Here is a 19,330-nt window from a genome sequence, read left to right as displayed (position 1 = left end):
ACATGGCCGGCCGCCGCAACGGCGCATTCTTGAGCGGCCGGGTGGCAAAGTGCCGGCCGCCCGGCGAAGCCGCCGCTCGGCAGCCCACCGTAGGGGCTGGAGGGCTTAACCCGCGTGCCCAGGAAAGGGAGTCACTCCCACTCGATGGTGCCGGGGGGCTTGCTCGTCACGTCGACCACCACGCGGTTGACCTCGCGGACCTCGTTGGTGATCCGGGTCGAGATGCGCGACAGCACGTCGTAAGGCACGCGCGCCCAGTCCGCCGTCATCGCGTCCTCAGACGTCACCGGCCGCAGCACCACGGGGTGCCCGTACGTGCGCCCGTCCCCCTGCACGCCCACCGAGCGCACATCCGCCAGCAGCACCACCGGGCACTGCCAGATCTGCCGGTCCAGCCCGGCCCGGGACAGCTCCTCGCGGGCGATCGCGTCGGCCTCGCGCAGCAGGTCGAGGCGCTCGCGCGTGACCTCGCCGATGATGCGGATGCCGAGGCCGGGGCCGGGGAACGGCTGGCGCCAGACCATGGCGGCCGGCAGCCCGAGCTCCTCGCCCGCCCGGCGGACCTCGTCCTTGAACAGCGCCCGCAACGGCTCCACCAGCTTGAACTGCAGGTCGTCGGGGAGGCCGCCGACGTTGTGGTGCGACTTGATGTTGGCGGTGCCGGTGCCGCCGCCCGACTCCACCACATCGGGGTAGAGCGTGCCCTGGACCAGGAACTCGACCGGCCCGTCGGCCATGATGGCGCGCTGCTCGTCCTCGAAGACGCGGATGAACTCGCGGCCGATGATCTTCCGCTTCTCCTCCGGGTCGGAGACGCCCTCGAGGGCCTTGAGGAAGCGGTCGGCGGCGTCGACCACGCGGAGCTTCACGCCCGTGGCGGCCACGAAGTCGCGCTCGACCTGCTCGGCCTCGCCCTTGCGCAGCAGGCCGTGGTCGACGAAGACGCAGGTCAGCCGGTCGCCGATGGCCCGCTGAACGATCGCGCCCGCCACCGCGGAGTCGACGCCGCCCGACAGCGCGCAGATCGCGCGGCCGTCGCCGACCTGGCGGCGCACGGCCTCGATGGAGTCTTCGACGATGTTGAGCATGGTCCACGACGGGCGGCAGCCGGCCGCGTCGAGGAAGTGCTTGAGCACCGTCTGGCCGTGCTCGGAGTGGAGCACCTCGGGGTGGAACTGCACGCCGTAGAGGCCGCGCCCAGGATGCTCGAAGGCGGCGACCGGCGTCTCGCGCGTCGAGGCGGTCACCGTGAAGCCCGCGGGGGCGGCCGCGACGCTGTCGCCGTGTGACATCCAGACCGTCTGGGCGGCCGGCAGGCCGGCGAAGATGATGCCCTCGCTGAGCACCTCCAGCGCGGTGCCGCCGTATTCGGCGACGCCCGTGCGGGCCACCTCGCCGCCCAGCGCCTGCGCCATGGCCTGGAAGCCGTAGCAGATGCCGAACGTGGGCACGCCCGTGTCGAACAGCCCGTGAGGCACCGGCGGCGCACCTTCGGCGTAGACCGAGGAGGGGCCGCCGGACAGGATGATCGCCTTGGGCTTCTTCGCCAACATCTCCTCGACAGACATCGTCGAGGGCACGATCTCGGAGTAGACGTGGCACTCGCGTACGCGTCTGGCGATCAGCTGCGCGTATTGTGCGCCGAAGTCGACCACCAGCACTGTGTCGAATTCAGACACCGTGAGAAACCCCCCAAAGGCGAAATGCGGTAACCACAGTCTATCGGCCCTGTGCATTACACCTGGCCTGCCAACGACACTCGTGCTAACACAGAACGATGGATCTTGCCTGGCCGGTGACCGCGTGGGCCCTGTGGGTGACCGCGCTGGCCGCCGCCTTCAAGGTGTCCAGCCGCGAACGGCTCCTGGAGGCACCCCGGTACGAGGTGCCAGCGCCCGTGGTCGAGCTTTTACGCGGGATGCGGTCTCAGGACGTGTTCCAAGCGGCGCTGTTCGACCTGGCGGGCCGCGGGTGGGTGACGATCGAGGGCGACCGCCTCTCATCGACGCCCCCGAGGCAGGCGCCGCTCCGGCCATATGAGCGATGGGTCCTGGAAAGGGTGGCCACCCGGCTGGGAGGCAAGCCGTATGCGCCGGTGACAGCGCTCATGCCTGAAGGGTCCGATCTGGACAGCGATCTTGTCCCGCTCGTCCGGCAGACAGCCATCGAGCTCGGGCTGGCGCGGAGGCGCTGGCAGACCATGATCGTGCCGCTGCTGCTGGCCATGGGGCTCGTGGTCCCCTGGTACGCCACCATTTCGGCGGCCGGGCTCTCGTGGCCGGGGATGATCGCGACAATGGTGTCGTTCGTGGCCGGGGGAAGCCTGCTCATGGCCGGAAGGGGTTTCCTGCCGACCGAGGCCGGGCGGGAGATCGCCGGGTCCGATCGCGCGCCGCTGGACCCGCGGCAGCAGTGGATCTACACCGGCAGCGGATGGCGCGGCGCCGAGATCGAGCCGCCCGGTTCCTCCGCTCCCGTCCCCAAACAGCAGGAGGTCTCCGGTTACATCGTCAAGCGCTGGGCCGTCAACGACATGGACCCCGACTCGATGAGCAGCAGGCGCGCCTACTACGTCGCCCTCCACGACGGCAGCTCGGAAAAGGCCACGTCATACCTGGTCAAAGAGGGTGTCTACCATGACGTGCTGCCGGGCGACTTCGTCCGGCTGCTGGTCAAGCCGCGCACCGGCAGGGTGGTGCGGATGCTCGGCCACGAACGTCACTGGTAGGGCGGCAGGTCGCCGGTGAGCAGGCTCTCGGTCTGCTGCCGCAGCCAGGCGGCGTACCTGGGATCGGTCAGCACCAGGAACCGCTCCTCCCGGATGGCCTCCACGACCAGGTCGGCCACCTGGGACGGCTCGATGCCACGCTCCGCCGCCCTGCTGACGGACTCCTGAACCTCCACCTCGTCCTGGGTGGGGGTGTTGACCAGCGTGGGAGGGCGCAGGCGGGCCGAGTCGGCGATGCGCGTCCTGACCGCGCCGGGGCAGAGCGCGGTCACGCGGAGCTTGGAGCCCGTGGCGGCCAGGTCTTCGGCGAGGGCCTGGGACGCGGCCAGGGCGGCGTGCTTGGTGACCGCGTACCCGCCGGCCCCGGGCGTGGCGAACAGCCCCGCCACCGACACCGTGTTGACGATGTGCCCCTCGGTGTCCTGCTCGATCATGCGCGGCACGAACTCTCGGATGGCGTGCAGCACGCCCCACAGGTTCACGCCGAGCAGCCAGGCGAAGTCCTCCTCACCCCTGGTCCACATGTGGCCGCCCTGGAAGACGCCGGCGTTGTTGCAGAGCACGTGCACGGCGCCGAACTCGCCGAAGCAGCGGTTGGCCAGGTGTTGTACGGCCGCCGCGTCGGAGACGTCGGTGACCTGCGTGAGCACCTTGCCGTCGCCCGCCTGGGCGGCCGTCTCCGCGAGGCCGCCGGGATCGACGTCGGCGAGCATCAGCGTCATGCCCTCGGCCGCGAACCTGAGCGCCAGCGCCCGCCCGATTCCGCTGGCCGCGCCGGTCACCACGGCGATCTTTCCGGAGAGCTCCTGCACAGGCCCAACCTCCTCGCTCGCGCCCGACGCTACCGGAGGTGTCGTCGCCGCCCTAGAGCACGCCCTGGAGAATGCGTCCCCCACCATGTGGGACCAACACCCCCTCCGCACTTCGGTTGAGGCCCTTTGGGGGACGGAAGGAGGCGGGCGCCCCCGCTACCTCCGCACTTCGGGGAGGGGAGGGAGGCGGCACTGGCCGGCGCTCCCTCTCCGCTCCCGGCGGTTCTAAAGGATGCGGTCGATCAGGCCGAGGGGCGGCGAGCCGAGGTCGAGCAGGGCCTTGTGGAAGCGCTGCAGGGTGAAGCCCGCGCCCCACTCCTTGCGCGCCCGCTCCCGCAGGTCGAGGATGAGCAACTTGCCCCAGGTGTAACGCCCGTACGTCGGGTCGAACGACGCCCGCCTGGCCTCCGACAGCGCCGCGGGCCCCGCCAGATGCGTGTCGGACTCGAAACGCCTGGCCCCCTCCTCGACCGTCATCTGCCCGGTGTGCACGCCGATCGCGCAGGCGAGCCGGGTGACGCGGATCAGCGCCTCCACCCACACCCCGATCTCGAACCGCGGGTCGTCCGCCTCGAAGCCCTCCTCCACGCACAGCTCCTCGGCGTAATGGGCCCACCCCTCGATGAACGCCATCGACTGCAGCAGCCTGCGCACGTCCGACTTCGCCCGCCGCAGCGCGCGGGCGTGCGAGAAGTGCCCGGGCGCGACCTCGTGCACGTTGATCGCCGGCAGCGTCGTCCGGCTGAAGACCTCCAGCCACTCCTCCTGGTCCCGCTCCGGCCAGGACGGCTCCGGCGGCGTGATGTAGTACCAGGACGGGCCCTCGGGCTCGCCGGGCGAGTTCCACGCCATCATGGCCATCGCCCAGCGCCGCGACTCGGGCGCCAGCCCCACCTGGCATTCGCCGTCGTGGTAGGGCACGAGGTCCTTCTCGCGGGTGAACGCGATGGCCTTCTCCGTGCCGATCCGCGCCGCCTCGATCACGCCGTCCGCGTCGGGGTGGTCCTTGACCAGCTCACGTACGACGTCCAGCGGCGCCCTGCCCTTCTCCCCCAGCTTGGCGCAGGACTCGGCGAGCAGCGCCATCAGCCGGTCCCGCTCGGCGTCCGCCCGCTCGGCCAGCCTGCCCAGATCGACCGGCAGGCCCTCGGCCGTGCCCATGAGCCTGGCCAGCGCCTCACCGCCGAGCGCGGCGTCGGGGTCGCCCTCGGCCGCGGCCCGCTCGACGTGGGCCACGAGCCGTCCGTGGGCCTCGAGCGCGGCCTCGTCCGTGACCCCGGCGGCCAGCCCCTTGACCGCCGCCAGCAGGGACGTCGCGACGGGTGCCGGGACCTGGTCGAGCGAGGCGATCGCCTGGTCCACGGCCTCGGGCCAGAGCGCGAGGTGGGCCGCCTTGGCCGCGGCGCGCTCCTCCTCGGGGGCGTAGTCGCGGTCGTAGCAGGCGAGGTCGAGGTTCGAGAGGTGGATCAGCGGGTTCTTGCGATGCAGCTCCAGCTCGCCGAGCTGGGTACGCAGGCTCTCCTCGAACACCTGTAGGTGCTCGGCGTCATGCGCGTCCGCGGGCGCGGGCCCCTCACCGAGCCGCGCCAGCCCGGATCGCACGCCCTCGGGTGAGAGGTCCTGGATCCGGCCGTCGTACTCGTGCCTGCCGCCGCCCTCGCGCGCCTCTGCCACGATCAGGTCGGTGATGGCTCGCAGCCTGGCGTCAAGTTCTGTCATGCGGCCGACGGTAGCGCACGCTTTCTGCCCCGGATTATTCGCGCGCATACCGGTCGGCCGTAATGTGAGAATGATCCACATGGCTGTCAAGATCACGACGCTCGCGGAGCGTCCGGAGTTCGCGCCGTCGTTGTTCGAGATGGTCCATACGTGGCAGGAGTTCGTGCTGCAGGACCCGATCGCGGACCTGTTCTACCCCTTCGCCACCACTACCCATGCCGAGCACGTGCTGGTGGCCGAGGACGAGGCGGACCCCGGGCGGCTGGTGGCGCGCGGCAGCATGACCCCGTTCCTCATGGAGGGCTCCGAGCTGCCCGACGACGGGTGGGACGGTGTGATCAGGTCCGGCTGGCTGGCCCGCGAGCGCGGCAAGCGGCCCGACGGCATCTCCGCTCTGGAGATCAGCGTCCGCCGCGACCTGCAGGGGACGGGCCTCTCCTCGGTGATGCTGGCGGCCATGCGCGACCACGCCGCCCGCCTCGGCTACCCCGAGCTGGTGGCGCCCGTCAGGCCCAACAGGAAGCACCTCGAACCGCACACCCCCATGTCCGAGTACGCCTTCAGGACCCGCGCCGACGGCCTGCCCCATGACGACTGGTTGCGGGTGCACGTGCGGGCGGGCGGGAAGATCGTCAAGGTGGCGCCCCGGTCGATGGTGGTGGCGGGCACGCTGGCGGAGTGGCGTGCGTGGACGGGCCTGCCGTTCGACCGCTCGGGCCCGCTGGAGGTGCCGGGCGCGCTCACCCCGGTGCACTGCGACGTGGAGCACGACCACGCGGTGTACGTGGAGCCGAACGTCTGGGTCACCCATCCCCTGAGCTGAGCGATGTCAGACGCCGGTACGGCTCCGCAGCTCGTCCGTGTACTGGCCGGCGTCCAGCCCCTTTCCGGCGGCCCACGCCTCATCGTGGTACGTCGCCAGATGGCGGTCGGCGGCGTCTCCGAGCAGCGACACCACCGTGCCGGTCTCGCCCCTGGCCCGCATGCGCTCGACCAGCTCCAGCGCCGCCCAGAGCGCCGTGCCCGACGAGCCGCCCACCGGCAGCCCCGTGACCTCTCTGATGTGCCTGGCCGCCGCCACGCTCGCCGCGTCGGGCACGGGGATGACCAGGTCGACGAGGTCAGGCCGGAACCCGGGCTCCATGCGGGGCCGCCCGATGCCCTCGATCCGCGACGGCATCCCCGTCGCGTAGTCGGGCACGTCGAGGGTCCATCCCGGGAAATATGCCGAATTATCGGGATCCGCCACCGCGACCCGGCAGGGCACATCGTGGGCGCGGATCCAGCGGCCGAGCGTGGCGGACGTGGCTCCCGTGCCCGCCCCCGTCACCACCCAGTCGGGCCGCACCTGGGCGAACAGCTCCTCCCCCAGGTCGTGCTCGGCCGCGCCCCCGAACTGGTCGAGGAAATGGCCCGGGATCTCGCGCGCCGCGTCGTAGATCGCCGGCGGCGGCGTCACGAACCTGCACTCCCCGCCCAGCGCCTCCACCGCCCGGGCGCGCGCCTCGCTCCGCTCGCCCGGCATGACCACGATGTACGGCAGCCCGAGCCGCCGGGCGAACCAGGCCTGCGCCACGGCCGCGTTGCCGCCCGTCGCCTCCACCACGGTCGTGCCCTCGGTGACCAGCCCGTCGAGGATCGCCCGTCGGAGCAGCGCCCTGGCATGCCGGTGCCGCAGGCTCCCGGTGGGCTGCGCGGACTCGTCCTTCAGCAGCAGCCTGATCCCGGGCGCCTGCACCGGGAAGTCGATCAGCGGGGTGGGCTCCCCCGCCGCCAGTACGTCGAGCGCTCGCGCGTTCCAGCTCACCGCTTCACCCTGCCAGACGTGGGCCGGGAAGGCCGCGCCCGTTCGCCACGAGCCGATCCGCACGGGCGGTCAGGCCGGCCGCGCACAGCCGGGCAGAGGAGCCTCGCGCGCCGCTCGGGAGCTAACGGCGGAAGCAGGTCAGGGGAGCTGTGTGCGCTCGCCGGGAGCAAGCAGGCGCAGCCGGTCGCCGAACCCGGCGAACGCCTTCTCCACCGTCTCCCGCCCCTGCGTGAAGTGCGCCCAGTGCTCGAAGTGCAGCGGCACCACGTACCGGGCGCCCAGGATCTCGGCGGCCGCGACCGCGTCGTCGCTGGTCAGCGTCAGGTATCCGTCCACCAGCGGCGTGCGGGCCCCGCCCGCGAACAGCAGCGCCACGTCCACCGGGCCGACCCGCCCGGCGACCTCCCGCACGACGTCGAGCGAGGCGTTGTCCCCGCTCACGTAGACGGTCGGCAGCCCCTCGCCGCTGAGCACGAACCCGGTGACCTCGCCCACCAGGTGCTCGGTCCCGTCCGGTCCGTGCTGCGCCGGGACCCCGGTCACCTCGAGCCCGTCGCCCACCGTGACAGACGTCCAGTTGGGCAGCGCACGCACCGAGCCGCCCAGCCGCGAGGCCGCCGACCCCGTGGAAAGGATCAGTGGCACGGACGCCAGGTAGTCCCGTCCGGCCTTGTCGAGGTTGTCCGGGTGCTGGTCGTGCGAGAGCAGCACGGCGTCCACCGGCCCCAGCGAAGAGACCTCGACGGCAGGCCCCGTGGTCTTGGTGAGCGCCCGGTTCCCGATCGGGTAGTCGCCGGGCGCGTCGAACGTGGGGTCGGTCAGCAGGCGTACCCCGCCGATCTCCAGGACCGCCGTCGGCCCTCCGACATAACGAATATCCATGGGCACCAAGGTACGACCGGTCATTTCGCCACGAGCCCGCGGATGACCCGCCACGTCGACCGGTGGCAGAGCGCGCGGAAGTCGGCCTCCTCCATCCCGATGCGCCCGCTCAGGTACTGCTGGACCAGCCCCTGCGCGCTCGACGTGACCGTCATCGCGGTCTCCAGCGGGTCGTCCTCGCGCAGCCGCCCCGAACGCATGCCCTCCTCGACGAGCCCCGTGACGACGCTGAAGGGCGGGCCCTGACCGTCGCGGAAGTCCTCGGGGAAGCGCCGCGCTCCCGCCCAGGCGTCCAGGATCAGGAACTCGTACAGATGCGGGCTTCCGAGCGCGAAGTCGAGGAAGTCGTCGAGGGCGGCCGAGACCCGCTCGTCCCAGTCCCCCGAGGAAGAGCGCCGCGTCCACATCGCGGCCAGCTCTCCGGCGCTGCGGTCGGCGACGGCGCGCAGCAGGGCGTCCCTGTTCGGGTAGTGCCGGTAGATGGCCATGGCCGTGATGCCCACGGCGTCGCCCACACGCCGCATGCTGACCGCGCCGGCGCCCTCCTCCAGGAGGATCCGCTGCGCGACGGCCACGATGCGCCCGGCCGTGCCCTGATCGTTCATGTTTACAGCGTAGACGTCACTTCAGGCGGAGCCGCCGCATCGCCTTGAGCGTGGTGGCCAGGGTGGCGGCCCACTTCTCGTACGGCAGCCCGAAGGGCGGCTCGAAGCCCAGCCAGCCGGCCTGCGAGGCCACGGTCTTGGACTCGGTGTAACGCAGCAGACCCTCCGCGCCGTGCCGGCGGCCCAGGCCGGACGCCTTCATGCCGCCCATGGGGGCGTCGTAGGAGGCGTAGGCGGAGGCGTACCCCTCGTTGATGTTGACCGTGCCGGCCTTGACGCGGGCGGCGAGCGCGCGGCCGCGCGGGAGGCTGGAGGTCCAGATGGAGGCGTTCAGGCCGTAGATGGTGTCGTTGGCCAGCTCGACCACCTCGTCGTCGGAGGAGAACGGGTAGAGCGCGACCACCGGCCCGAACGTCTCGTTGCGGCACAACTCCATGTCCTCGCCAACGCCGGTGAGCACGGTCGGCTCGTAGAACAGCGGGCCCAGGTCGGGCCTGGCCTTGCCGCCGGTCAGCAGGGTCGCGCCCTTGGCCAGGGCGTCGTCGACGTGGGCGCTGACCGTGTCGAGCTGGCGCTGCGAGGTGAGCGAGCCCATCTGCACCGACCAGTCGTGCCCCGCGCCGAGTTTGAGGCCCCTGACCTGGGCGACGAAGCGCTCGGCGAACGCGTCGAAGACGGACGCGTGCACGTACAGGCGCTCGATGGACAGGCAGAGTTGCCCGGCGTTCGCGAAGCAGGCCCGGATGGCCCCCTGCACGGCCATGTCCAGGTCCGCGTCGCCGAGCACCACCATCGGGTTCTTGCCGCCGAGCTCCAGCGAGCAGCCGATGAGCCGCTTGGCCGCCTCCTCGGCGATCTTCCTGCCGCCGCGCGTGGAGCCCGTGAACCCCACATAGTCGGCGTGGTCGAGCAGCGCGTCGCCGATCTCGGCCGGCTCGCCGAGCACCACCTGCCAGATCTCCCGCGGCATGCCCAGCTCGGCCAGCAGGTCGATGGTCCACAGCGTGGACAGGGCGGTCTGCGTGTCCGGCTTGTGCACGATCGCGTTGCCGGCCAGCAGCGCGGGCACCGCGTCGGTGACGCCGAGCGCGAGCGGGTAGTTCCACGGGGAGATCAGCGCGACCACGCCCTTGGGCCGGCGCAGCTCCGCCACCCGGGTGGCGACGGGGAAGATGCCCTTGCGGGCGCGCGGGGCGAGCAGGCCGGGCGCCCGGCGGGCGTAGTAGAGGCTGCAGCCCGCGACGTCGAGCACCTCCTCGAAGGCGTGCTTGCGGGCCTTGCCGGTCTCGTTCTGGACGATGTCGAGGATCTCGTCTCTACGGTCGAGAATCGCGTCGTGCAGCAGCAGGAACGGTTTCGCCCGCTCCGCCGCGGGCCTGCGCGCCCATTCGGCCTGGGCCGCCCTGGCCTTCTCGTACGCCCTGCGGACGTCGTCGACGTCCGATACAGGCAGCTCGACGAGGGTTTCGCCGGTAAATGGGGCGATGATGTGCCGTGTCCTACCGCTGGACGTCACGTGCATGCCAGAAGGATATTCCGCCTGGCTACCGGCGGGTAGTTTTTGCGGATGCGCGGCATAGGGACAGAATCCCTTCATGGCTACCTTCGCTCCGCTACGCCCCGGAGATCCACAGCGGTTAGGGGGCCTGGATCTCCTCGGCCGGCTCGGTGAGGGCGGTCAAGGCGTCGTCTACCTCGCCAAAGGCCACAATGACTCGCGCGTGGCCGTCAAGTGGCTGCGGCCCGACCTGTCGGGCGACCAGGTGAGCGTCGAGAGGTTCCTGCGCGAGGTCCAGGTGGCCCAGCAGGTGGCGCCGTTCTGCACCGCGGCGGTCCTCGGCACCGGGGTCGAGCAGGATCGGCCGTACATCGTCAGCGAGTTCATCGAGGGCCCCTCGTTGCAACGGGTCGTGCAGGAGGAGGGGCCGCGCACGGGCTCGGTCCTGCACCGGCTGGCCATCGGCACCGCCACCGCGCTGGCCGCGATCCACCAGGCCGGGATCGTGCACCGCGACTTCAAGCCGGCCAATGTGATCATCGGCGCCGACGGGCCCAGGGTGATCGACTTCGGCATCGCGCGGGCCCTGAACGCCACCGCGACGATCAGCAGCATGGTCGTGGGCACGCCGGCGTACATGTCGCCCGAGCAGGTCATGGGTCATACGGTCGGGCCGGCCTCCGACATGTTCGCGTGGGCCAGCGCGATGATCTTCGCCGCCTCCGGCCAGGCGCCGTTCGGCAGCGACACGATGCCCGCGGTGATCAACCGCGTCCTCAACCACCATCCCGACCTGAGCGTGCTCGACGGTCAGCTGCGTGACGTGGCGGCCGCGTGCCTGGCCAAGGATCCGGCGCAGCGGCCGACGGCCGAGCAGGTCATCATGCGGCTGCTGCGGCATCCCGCGCCCGGCTCCGCACCGGCCTCCGCGCCGGACCCGGGCATCCTCGCGCAGGCCGCCGCCGAGGCCGCCCCCACGCCTGCGCCCGCCTCCCCCTTCGCATCGCCGTCGGGGCCGTACACGGGTCCGCCGTCAGGCCCGTACGCGGGCCCGCCGTCAGGGCCGGCCCCACAGGGCCCGCCGTCCGGCCCCGCCCCGTACTCGGGCCCGGTCCCGCGCACGGGCTCCGTCGCCCCGTCCCCGCAGCAGCCGTGGCCTCCTCCGGGCCCTTACGGGCAGCAGCCCACCCATCCGAGCTGGGTGGACCAGTCGCGCCCGCCGCAGAGGAAGAGCAGGGCCCCGCTCATCGCCGGCATCACGGTGGCGGTCGCGCTGCTGATCCTGGCCGGCGTGGTCGTGATCATCCAGGTCGACAAGCGCTCACTGGCCGGCCCCGCCGAAACTCCGACGCCCGGCCCGGCCAGGTCCAAGACGACCACCAGCCGGCCCTCCAGCCAGTCGTCCGTGCCGACGACGGGCGACAGGTTGTCGATCCCCGGCGCGGACGACATGTTCCTCTTCGAGAACCCGCACGACGCGGTCGTCCTGACGTCCTACGAGGTCTACGACAAGAAGAAGGACGACTGGATCGACTACGCCAGAACCTCGCTGCACGGCTCGTACACGAAGTACGCCGCCAACTGGGAGTCCATGGTCTCCCCTGACGGCCGCTACCTCGCGACCAGGGGCAGGAGCTACAGCTCGGACGACTTCGACTTCCTCGTGATCACCGACAGACGGTCCGGCCAGCGTACGACGATCAAGACCGTCAAGGAGCCGCTGATCAGCAGCATCAGGGCCTGGTCGAAGGACGGCTCCAAGATCCTGCTCAACACCGAGAAGAAGAGCGGCAAGGACTGGCTCTATCTCGGGTTCGTGCTGGTGGACGTGGCCAAGAAACAAGCCACCACCGTCAGCGTCTCCGACACCTCAGTGCGCCAGACGGCCTTCGGCTTCGACGGCGACGACGAGGGCACGGTGAACGTCTACGGCGACGAGAAGAACCGCGGCCTGCGCTTCTTCAACGACGAAGGCAAGGCCACGCGCTCCGCGACGAACATCGGCACGCTGTCCGCCGGCACGCAGGACATCTTCTCGCCCTCGGGCAAGACGTTCGTCACCAACTGCCCCAACGGCGGCGACGGTGACCACTGCATCTGGGACTCCGCCTCGGGCGATCGCATGCGCAAGTTCTCCTCCGACTGCGACAAGGTCCTCGGCTTCTACGACGAGACCCACCTCTACTGCTGGGAGCAGGACAACGGCGCCAACGACGAGATCCAGGTCGTCGACTTCAACGGAAAGCTGGTGCGCAAGCTGGTGGAGGTGCCCGACGAGGTCGACTTCAGCCCGGTCTTCACCGTCAACCCCAACAGGGGCTCCTGAACCATCCGGCCGGGACAGCCGTCAATGAGGGCATGAAGACGCTGATCCGTACGGCCGCGACCGCCGCGGCGCTCGCGACGGTAACGGTCGCCTGCACCTCCACGGCCGGAGGCCCGCCTCCGAGGCTGAAGACGAGCCCGCTCGGTGCGATCCGCCTAGTGGCCTACTCCAGCTGCGACGACCTGCTGTCCGGGCTGCGCGAGCACGCCGCCCAGAATGTCTCCGCGTACGGCTTCGGCAACGTCATGCCCTTCGCGGCCCTGGCGGAGGACGCCCGCTCGGCCATCCCCAACGCGAAGGCGGACGTCCCCGAGCACTCCACGACGAACGTGCACGAAGCCGGCGTGGACGAGCCCGACATGGTCAAGACCGACGGCAACCGGGTCATCACCGTCTCGAACGGCATCCTGCGGATCATCGACACGGCCACCAGGAAGGTCACCGGATCGCTCAAGCTGACGGAGGGCGACCAGCCCGGCCCGCCCGCCGACCTGCTGGTCTCTGGCGACCGCGCGCTGGTGCTGATGCGCGGCGGCGACATCATGTACAAGGCGAGGGACTTCGTCCGGCCAGGCGAGACGAAATACGTGCTGGTCGACCTCTCGGGGCAACCCAAGGTGCTGAGCACGATCAAGCCGCAGGGCTCGTACGTGGACGCCAGGATGGTCGGCTCCACGGTCAGGCTGGTCACCCGCAGTCAGCCGGACATCGCGTTCCCCGAGATCAAGGAGGACGCCTCGGAGGCCGAGCGCGTCAAGCGCAACCAGGAGGCGGTCCGCAAGGCCCCGGCCGACGCCTGGCTCCCCAAGATCGAGATCACGGACGCGTCAGGAACCGTCAAGAAGGACACCGTGAAGTGCGAGCGGATCAGTCACCCCGCCGACTACACCGGCACGTCGCTGCTCACCGTGCACACCATCGACCTCGCGCAGGGCGTCACCGCGGCCGGCACCGACCCGATCGGCCTCGCGGCCGACGGCGACACCGTGTACGGCACCGGCGGCAGCCTCTACGTGGCCAGCAACCCGCGCTGGTGGATGCCGGTGCTCCGGCCGGTGGAGGACACCCCGGCGACCACGCAGACCTCGTCGGGCGTCGCCCCGGCCGAGGAGCCCACGCCCACGGAGCCCAGGCCCAGCACGGACCCCGCGCCCACGGATGCCCCTTCTGAGTCCAGCCCCACTGAGTCCAGCCCCACTGAGTCCAGCCCCACTGAGTCCAGCCCCACTGAGTCCAGCCCCACTGAGTCCAGCCCCACGGTGTCCGCTCTTCCCGAGCCCACCCCGACGGTTCCGCCGGAGGAGACGGAGGTCCACCGGTTCGACATCTCCTCGCCCGGCGCGCCCTCCTACGTGGCCTCGGGCAAGGTCCCCGGGCGCCTGCTGAACCAGTACTCGCTGTCGGAGTACGACGGCCACCTCCGCGTCGCGACCACGCTCACCTCTCAGGACGGCCAGAACAGCTCCAGCACCGTGTACGTGCTCAAGGCCGACACCATGGCCAAGACGGGCGAGGTCGGCGGCCTCGGCGAGGGCGAGCGCATCTACTCCGTCAGGTTCATCGGCCCGGTGGGCTACTGCGTCACGTTCAAGCAGGTAGACCCGCTCTACACGCTGGACCTGCGTGACCCGGCGGCGCCCAAGGTGACGGGCGAGCTGAAGATCACCGGCTACTCCGCGTACCTGCACCCCGGCGCCGAGGGCCGGCTGATCGGCATCGGCCAGGAGGCCAGCGAGAAGGGCAGGACGCTGGGCACGCAGATCTCGCTGTTCGACGTCAGCGACCCGGCCAACCCGCGCAGGCTGTCGCAGCTGTTCCAGAAGGACTCGGGCTCGACGGCCGAGTGGGACCCGCACGCGTTCCTGTACTGGCCCAAGACCGGCCTGGCGGTGATCCCGCTGTTCCAGCAGACCGAGTCGGGTGCCCTGGTGCTGAAGATCGACGACTCCGGCGTGTCGAAGCTCGGCATGATCAAGCATTCGGTGAACCAGGCCGGGATCGAGCGCGCGATGGTCATCGGCGACTCGCTCTGGACGCTCTCGTACGACGGCGTCCAGGTCAACGACGCCGCCACGCTGGCACAACAGGCCTGGATCCCGCTGCGTTAAGCAAGAAAAGGTGCTGATTTCGTACGAAATTGGCACCTTTTTCCATGGACAGCCCTTCACAGGTGATGAAAACTTTACTAACCACGTAATGTCGGATTGGTCGGTCTTGTCATCTCACAGGACCCTCCACTCCCTTCACCAGGAAGGGCTCCCGCTGCCATGCGATCACGCACCCCCCTGCTCGCATTGCTCGTCAGCGCGCTGGCGTTAACCATGACGCCGCTGCCCGTCTTCGCCGCGGCGCAAGAGGCCGCGCAGGAGACGTACATCGTCCAGCTCAAGCCGACCATGCGGGCGGCACCCCGCTCCGCCGCCCAGGACCAGGTGTCCCAGTACGGCGGCGAGCTCGTCGGCGTCTACGAGCACGCGTTCAAGGGCTACACCGCCCGCCTGAGCGCGACCGCCGCCGAGCGGCTCAAGCAGAACCCGAACGTGCTCAGCGTCGAGCCGGATGCCGTGGTGACGACATTCGCACAGACCACGCCCACGGGTGTCAGGCGCATCTTCGGCCCCAGCAACCCGAACCTGGACATCGACGGCGTCGATGACGTACGCATCGACGTGGACGTCGCGGTCGTCGACACCGGCGTGGACTACACCCACCCCGACCTGAACGTGGTCGCCCGCGCCAACTGCGTGACCGGCCTCTGCCTGAACAACTCAGGCACCGACGACAACGGCCACGGCTCGCACGTCGCGGGCATCATCGGCGCCAAGGACAACACCGTCGGCTCCGTCGGTGTCGCACCCGGCGCCCGCATCCACGGCGTGAAGGTGCTCAACTCGGCCGGCTCCGGCACCCTGTCCGCCATCGCCGCCGGCATCGACTGGGTCGTGGCGCGCGCGTCCACCATCGAGGTCATCAACCTCAGCCTGGGCTGCAGCGGCTGCTCGAGCAGCGCCATCAGCAGCGCGATCACGAACGCCGTCAACGCCGGCATCGTGGTCGTCGTGGCCGCGGGCAACAGCCACGCGAACACGTCCTCGTTCTTCCCCGCCAACCACCCGGACGTGGTCACCGTCTCGGCGCTGACCGACAACGACGGCCTGGCCGGCGGCGCGGGAGGCAGCACGCTCTCGTGCCGCAGCGAGACCGACCAGGACGACACCTCGGCGTTCTACTCCAACTACGGCTCCACCGTCGAGATCACCGCACCGGGCACCTGCATCTACTCGACGTGGATGAACGGCGGCTACAACACGATCAGCGGCACCTCGATGGCCAGCCCCCACGTGGCGGGCGCGGCCGGCATCCTCACCTCGGGCACGCGCAAGCCGACGAACAGGGCGGGCGCGCTGGCCGTACGGAGCAAGCTGATCTCCACAGGCAACTCCAACTGGACCGACGACTCCGGTGACGGCGTCAAGGAGCCGCTGCTCGACGTGCACGACTCCACGCAGTACTAAAAGACCATCCTGGAAAGGGCGGTACGCGGATCCCGCAGCGCCGCGTGCCGCCCCCTTCTCTTCAGGCTTCGGCCAGCTCGCGGGCGATGTCGAGGTGCCCGGCGTGCCGCATGTACTCCTCCAGCACGTGGAACATGATCCACCCCAGCGTAGGAGGCTCCTTGGGCGGCTGGAACCTGCCGATCCGCGAGGCCACGTCGGACAGGCTCGCCCCCGCCACGATCTGCCTGGACAGCTCGCACTGCGCCAGGTAGACCTCCTTGACCTCCGCCGGCGACTCGGTCGCGACGAGCGCGCCGTCCGCGTCGCGGTCTCCATTCGGATTCGCCACCTGCTCGCCCGCGAAGTCCCACTGGAACCAGCGCCGCTCCACGTTCGCCAGGTGCTTCAACATCGCCACCGGCGTCCACCCGGACGGCACCCGGCTCAACCCGGGCTCGGGAAACCCGTCCAGCTTGCGCAGGATCTCCTCCCGGTAATAGTCGAGATAGCCCTCCAGCAACTGGCGAGGGTCCGACAACTTCTTGGAGGGTTCACTCATGGGGAATGCTCCGGTAGGACGACGGGGACGATCTCCGGCGCGCCGAGCCTGATCGCGTCGGCCTCCTGGTCGGAGTCCTGCTCCTGCGAGCGGCGCTCGGCCTCTACGCGCTTTGCGTAGTATTCCACCTCCCGCTTCACCTGCTCGCCGTCCCAATCGAGCGGCCCGGCCAGCAGTTCGGCCGCCTCCTGCGCCACGGCCAGGCCGCGGTGGAAGGTCTCGATGGAGATGCGCGTACGCCGGGTCAGCACGTCGTTGAGATGTCTGGCTCCCTCATGGGTGGCGGCGTAGACGATCTCGGCGCGCAGGTAGTCGTCGGCCCCCGACAGCGGCCTCCCCAGCGACGGGTCGCCCTCGATCAGCTCCAGCACCTCGTCGATCATCGAGCCGTAGCGCTGCAGCAGGTGCTCGATCCTGGCCACGTGCAGCCCCGAGTTCTGGGCCAGGCGGTGCCTGGAGTTCCACAGCGCCTGGTAGCCCTCGGCGCCGGCGAGCGGGATGCGGTCGGTGCACGAGCCCGGCACCCGCTGGTCCAGCCCGTGTACCACCGCGTCCACCGCGTCCTTGGCCATGACCCGGTACGTCGTGTACTTGCCTCCGGCGAGCATCACCAGGCCCGGCACCGGGTGCGCCACCACGTGCTCCCTGGACAGCTTGGACGTGTCGTCGGACTCGCCGTACAGCAGCGGCCGCAGCCCCGCGTAGACGCCTTCGACGTCGTCGCGGGTCAAGGGGGTGGACAGGACGGCGTTCACGTGGTCGAGCAGGTAGTCGATGTCCGCGCGGGAGGCGGCCGGGTGAACCTTGTCCAGCGTCCACTCGGTGTCGGTGGTGCCGATGATCCAGTGGCGGCCCCAGGGGATCACGAAGAGCACCGACTTCTCCGTACGCAGGATGATCCCGGTCAGCGAGTGGATCCGGTCCCTGGGCACCACGAGGTGGATGCCTTTGGAGGCGCGTACGTGGATCTGGCCGCGGCCGCCGACGAGCTGCTGGATGTCGTCGGTCCAGACGCCGGTGGCGTTCACGACCTGCTGGGCGCGTATCTCCAGCCCGTCGCCCAGCTCCAGGTCGCGCACGCGTACGCCGGTGACCCGCTCGCCTTCCCGCAGGAACCCCACCACCTGCGCCCGCGGCGCGATGCGGGCGCCGTAAGTGGCGGCGGTGCGCAGCAGGGTCGTCACGTAACGCGCGTCGTCCACCTGCGCGTCCCAGTACTGTACGGCGCCCGTGAAGGCGGTCTTCTTCAGCGCCGGGGCCAGCCGCAGCGCTCGCGACCTGGACAGGTGCCGGTGGCCCGGCACGCCGCGGGTGATGCCGGTCGCGATACCGAGCGTGTCGTAGAGCGCCACGCCCGCGCCGACGTACGGCCGCTCCCACACGAAGTGAGTCAGGGGAAAGAGGAACGGCACCGGCCTGACCAGGTGCGGCGCGATCCGCTGCAGCAGCAGCGCACGCTCCTGCAGGGCCTCGCGCACCAGCTCGAAGTTGAGCTGCTCCAGGTAGCGCAGGCCGCCGTGGATGAGCTTGGACGAGCGAGAGGACGTACCGGAGGCGAAGTCCCTGGCCTCGACCAGGGCCACGTCGAGCCCACGGGTCGCGGCGTCGAGCGCGATCCCCGCCCCCACGACACCGCCGCCCACCACGACCACGTCGAAGTCCTGGGCGGCCATGCGCTCCAACGCCTCGGTCCGCTCCGCTGGCCCGAGCCGAGCCACGCACCTTGCCGGTGTCATATTTCCCCCTGGTACGGCTTCGTCGCCTGCGCTCCATACCTACCCTCGGGGCCCTTCCCCTGTAACGCCACCGCCCAGCCCGGTGCAGGTCCACCCCGCACCCGCCCTCCTCTCCGCCCTTCGGCTGAGGCCCGTTCGGGGCGAGCCCCCCGTCGTCCCTTCCGTCCTTCGGACGAGAGAAGGGGCGCCGGCCGCTCTCGGAGGCCCTCCTCTCCCCCATGGGCCAGAAGGGACGACGGCGGGGCGGCCGTGCGCGGCGCTCACCCGACCCGCAACGCCCTCGCAAGCGACGACGGCGGGTCAGGCGCGGACGACCTTCACCCCGGCGTCCGTGAGCTCCCCGGCCAGCGCATCGGAGAGCTGAGCGTCGGTGACCAGCGTGTCGATCTGACCAATGGGGCAGATCCGCGAAAACGCCCGCTTGCCGATCTTGGAGGAGTCCGCCACCACGACGACCTGCGCCGCCCGGCTGATCAGCAGGTTGTTGACGCTGGCCTCTCCTTCGTGATGCGCCGAAGCGCCCACCTCGACGTCCAGCGCGTCCACGCCCAGGAACGCCACATCCAGCGTCACCTGCTCCAGCACCCCGGTCGCCAGGGGCCCGATGAGCTCGTACGACTGCTGCCTGGCCACCCCACCCGTCACCACGATCTTGACGTGCTGCCGGACGGTCAGCTCGGCCGCGATGTTCAGCGCGTTCGTGACGATCGTGAACCCGCTCTCCAGCGTCGACATCGTCGCCAGCGTGCGCGCCAGCTCGGACGTGGTGGTGCCGCCGTTGAGCCCCACCACGGCCCCGGGCGTCACCAACTGGGCCGCCGCGTTGGCGATGCGGTGCTTCTCGTCGGCATGCCTGGCCGTCTTGTACCGCAGCGGCAGGTCGTAGCTCACGCTCTGCGCGACCGCCCCGCCCCGCGTGCGCATGAGCATCTGCTGCTGCGCGAGTTGGTCGAAATCCCGCCTGATCGTCGCGGTGGAGACGTCGAGCGCCTGGGCGGCCTCCTCCACCGACAGCCTGCCCTCCTGGGCCAGCAGCTCGAGGATGGCGTTCCAGCGGTCGTAGCGGGACACGAGGCCTCCTAGGGGCAATGGGGACAAGGGCAAGCGTGGCACAACGGCCCAGGCCAGAGCGACTGGTGTCCATTAATGCACTTTCCTGGT

Annotated in this window: 15 protein-coding genes; 5 read left to right on the top strand and 10 right to left on the bottom strand. The window is 70.5% G+C overall.

Going from position 1 to position 19,330, the window contains the following annotated elements; translation table 11 throughout:
* Nucleotides 1–131: 131 nt before the first annotated feature.
* Nucleotides 132–1,736 (bottom strand): glutamine-hydrolyzing GMP synthase, encoded by a 1,605-nt coding sequence (gene guaA / locus ACQPWU_RS05890; protein ID WP_433437428.1) that lies wholly within the window; start codon nt 1,734–1,736, stop codon nt 132–134.
* A 41-nt stretch (nt 1,737–1,777) separates the two neighbouring features.
* Here guaA and ACQPWU_RS05885 point away from each other — a divergent pair, with 41 nt between their 5' ends.
* Nucleotides 1,778–2,728 (top strand): hypothetical protein, encoded by a 951-nt coding sequence (locus ACQPWU_RS05885; RefSeq protein WP_433437426.1) that lies wholly within the window; start codon nt 1,778–1,780, stop codon nt 2,726–2,728.
* Here ACQPWU_RS05885 and ACQPWU_RS05880 read toward each other — a convergent pair.
* Nucleotides 2,719–3,540, bottom strand: a complete 822-nt coding sequence (locus ACQPWU_RS05880; RefSeq protein ID WP_433437424.1) for an SDR family NAD(P)-dependent oxidoreductase — start codon at nt 3,538–3,540, stop codon at nt 2,719–2,721. The genes ACQPWU_RS05885 and ACQPWU_RS05880 overlap by 10 nt on opposite strands.
* Nucleotides 3,541–3,765: 225 nt before the next feature.
* Entirely contained in the window at nt 3,766–5,259 is a 1,494-nt protein-coding gene (locus ACQPWU_RS05875; RefSeq protein ID WP_433437422.1) for a DUF885 family protein, read from the bottom strand.
* A gap of 79 nt (nt 5,260–5,338) precedes the next feature.
* Between ACQPWU_RS05875 and ACQPWU_RS05870 the strand changes: the two genes are divergently transcribed.
* Entirely contained in the window at nt 5,339–6,082 is a 744-nt protein-coding gene (locus ACQPWU_RS05870; RefSeq protein ID WP_433437421.1) for an N-acetyltransferase, read from the top strand.
* Between the two features lie 6 nt (nt 6,083–6,088).
* Here the strand turns inward: ACQPWU_RS05870 and ACQPWU_RS05865 are convergent, their stop codons facing one another.
* The 4 genes from ACQPWU_RS05865 to ACQPWU_RS05850 form a co-directional block, all read right to left on the bottom strand.
* The gene (locus tag ACQPWU_RS05865) at nt 6,089–7,066 is read right to left on the bottom strand and encodes a PLP-dependent cysteine synthase family protein (RefSeq protein WP_433437419.1); all 978 of its coding nucleotides are present in this window, start codon (nt 7,064–7,066) and stop codon (nt 6,089–6,091) included.
* A 138-nt stretch (nt 7,067–7,204) separates the two neighbouring features.
* Nucleotides 7,205–7,948 (bottom strand): MBL fold metallo-hydrolase, encoded by a 744-nt coding sequence (locus ACQPWU_RS05860; RefSeq protein WP_433437418.1) that lies wholly within the window; start codon nt 7,946–7,948, stop codon nt 7,205–7,207.
* Nucleotides 7,949–7,968: 20 nt separating this feature from the next.
* Nucleotides 7,969–8,553 carry a TetR/AcrR family transcriptional regulator gene (locus ACQPWU_RS05855; RefSeq protein WP_433437416.1) on the bottom strand — a complete coding sequence of 195 codons (585 nt, stop codon included), beginning with the start codon at nt 8,551–8,553 and terminating at the stop codon, nt 7,969–7,971.
* 16 nt (nt 8,554–8,569) lie between these two features.
* Nucleotides 8,570–10,075, bottom strand: coding sequence for a succinic semialdehyde dehydrogenase (locus tag ACQPWU_RS05850; protein ID WP_433437414.1), 1,506 nt, complete (start codon nt 10,073–10,075; stop codon nt 8,570–8,572).
* Between the two features lie 73 nt (nt 10,076–10,148).
* Here ACQPWU_RS05850 and ACQPWU_RS05845 point away from each other — a divergent pair, with 73 nt between their 5' ends.
* The 3 genes from ACQPWU_RS05845 to ACQPWU_RS05835 all read left to right on the top strand — a co-directional run bounded on the left by ACQPWU_RS05845 (nt 10,149) and on the right by ACQPWU_RS05835 (nt 15,892).
* On the top strand, nt 10,149–12,377 hold the full coding sequence (locus ACQPWU_RS05845; protein WP_433437412.1) for a protein kinase domain-containing protein: 2,229 nt from the start codon (nt 10,149–10,151) through the stop codon (nt 12,375–12,377).
* 32 nt (nt 12,378–12,409) lie between these two features.
* A complete protein-coding gene (locus ACQPWU_RS05840) occupies nt 12,410–14,485 on the top strand; it encodes a beta-propeller domain-containing protein (RefSeq protein WP_433437410.1) in 2,076 nt (691 codons plus the stop codon).
* A gap of 159 nt (nt 14,486–14,644) precedes the next feature.
* Nucleotides 14,645–15,892, top strand: coding sequence for a S8 family serine peptidase (locus ACQPWU_RS05835; protein WP_433437408.1), 1,248 nt, complete (start codon nt 14,645–14,647; stop codon nt 15,890–15,892).
* Nucleotides 15,893–15,953: 61 nt separating this feature from the next.
* Here ACQPWU_RS05835 and ACQPWU_RS05830 read toward each other — a convergent pair whose 3' ends face one another.
* From ACQPWU_RS05830 to ACQPWU_RS05820, 3 genes are all read right to left on the bottom strand, one after another.
* Nucleotides 15,954–16,433 (bottom strand): DinB family protein, encoded by a 480-nt coding sequence (locus tag ACQPWU_RS05830; RefSeq protein ID WP_433437407.1) that lies wholly within the window; start codon nt 16,431–16,433, stop codon nt 15,954–15,956.
* The gene (locus ACQPWU_RS05825; RefSeq protein ID WP_433445164.1) at nt 16,430–18,106 is read right to left on the bottom strand and encodes a glycerol-3-phosphate dehydrogenase/oxidase; all 1,677 of its coding nucleotides are present in this window, start codon (nt 18,104–18,106) and stop codon (nt 16,430–16,432) included. Before ACQPWU_RS05825 ends, ACQPWU_RS05830 begins: the two co-directional genes overlap by 4 nt.
* 363 nt (nt 18,107–18,469) lie before the next feature.
* Nucleotides 18,470–19,240, bottom strand: a complete 771-nt coding sequence (locus ACQPWU_RS05820; RefSeq protein ID WP_433437405.1) for a DeoR/GlpR family DNA-binding transcription regulator — start codon at nt 19,238–19,240, stop codon at nt 18,470–18,472.
* Between the last annotated feature and the right edge of the window lie 90 nt (nt 19,241–19,330).

Origin of the sequence: Nonomuraea sp. CA-141351 (genome assembly GCF_050944675.1) — a bacterium.
Classification (GTDB): Bacteria; Actinomycetota; Actinomycetes; order Streptosporangiales; family Streptosporangiaceae; genus Nonomuraea.
The sequence above is the reverse complement of the archived record's forward strand: the minus strand, read 5'-3'. Positions and strand labels throughout refer to the sequence as shown.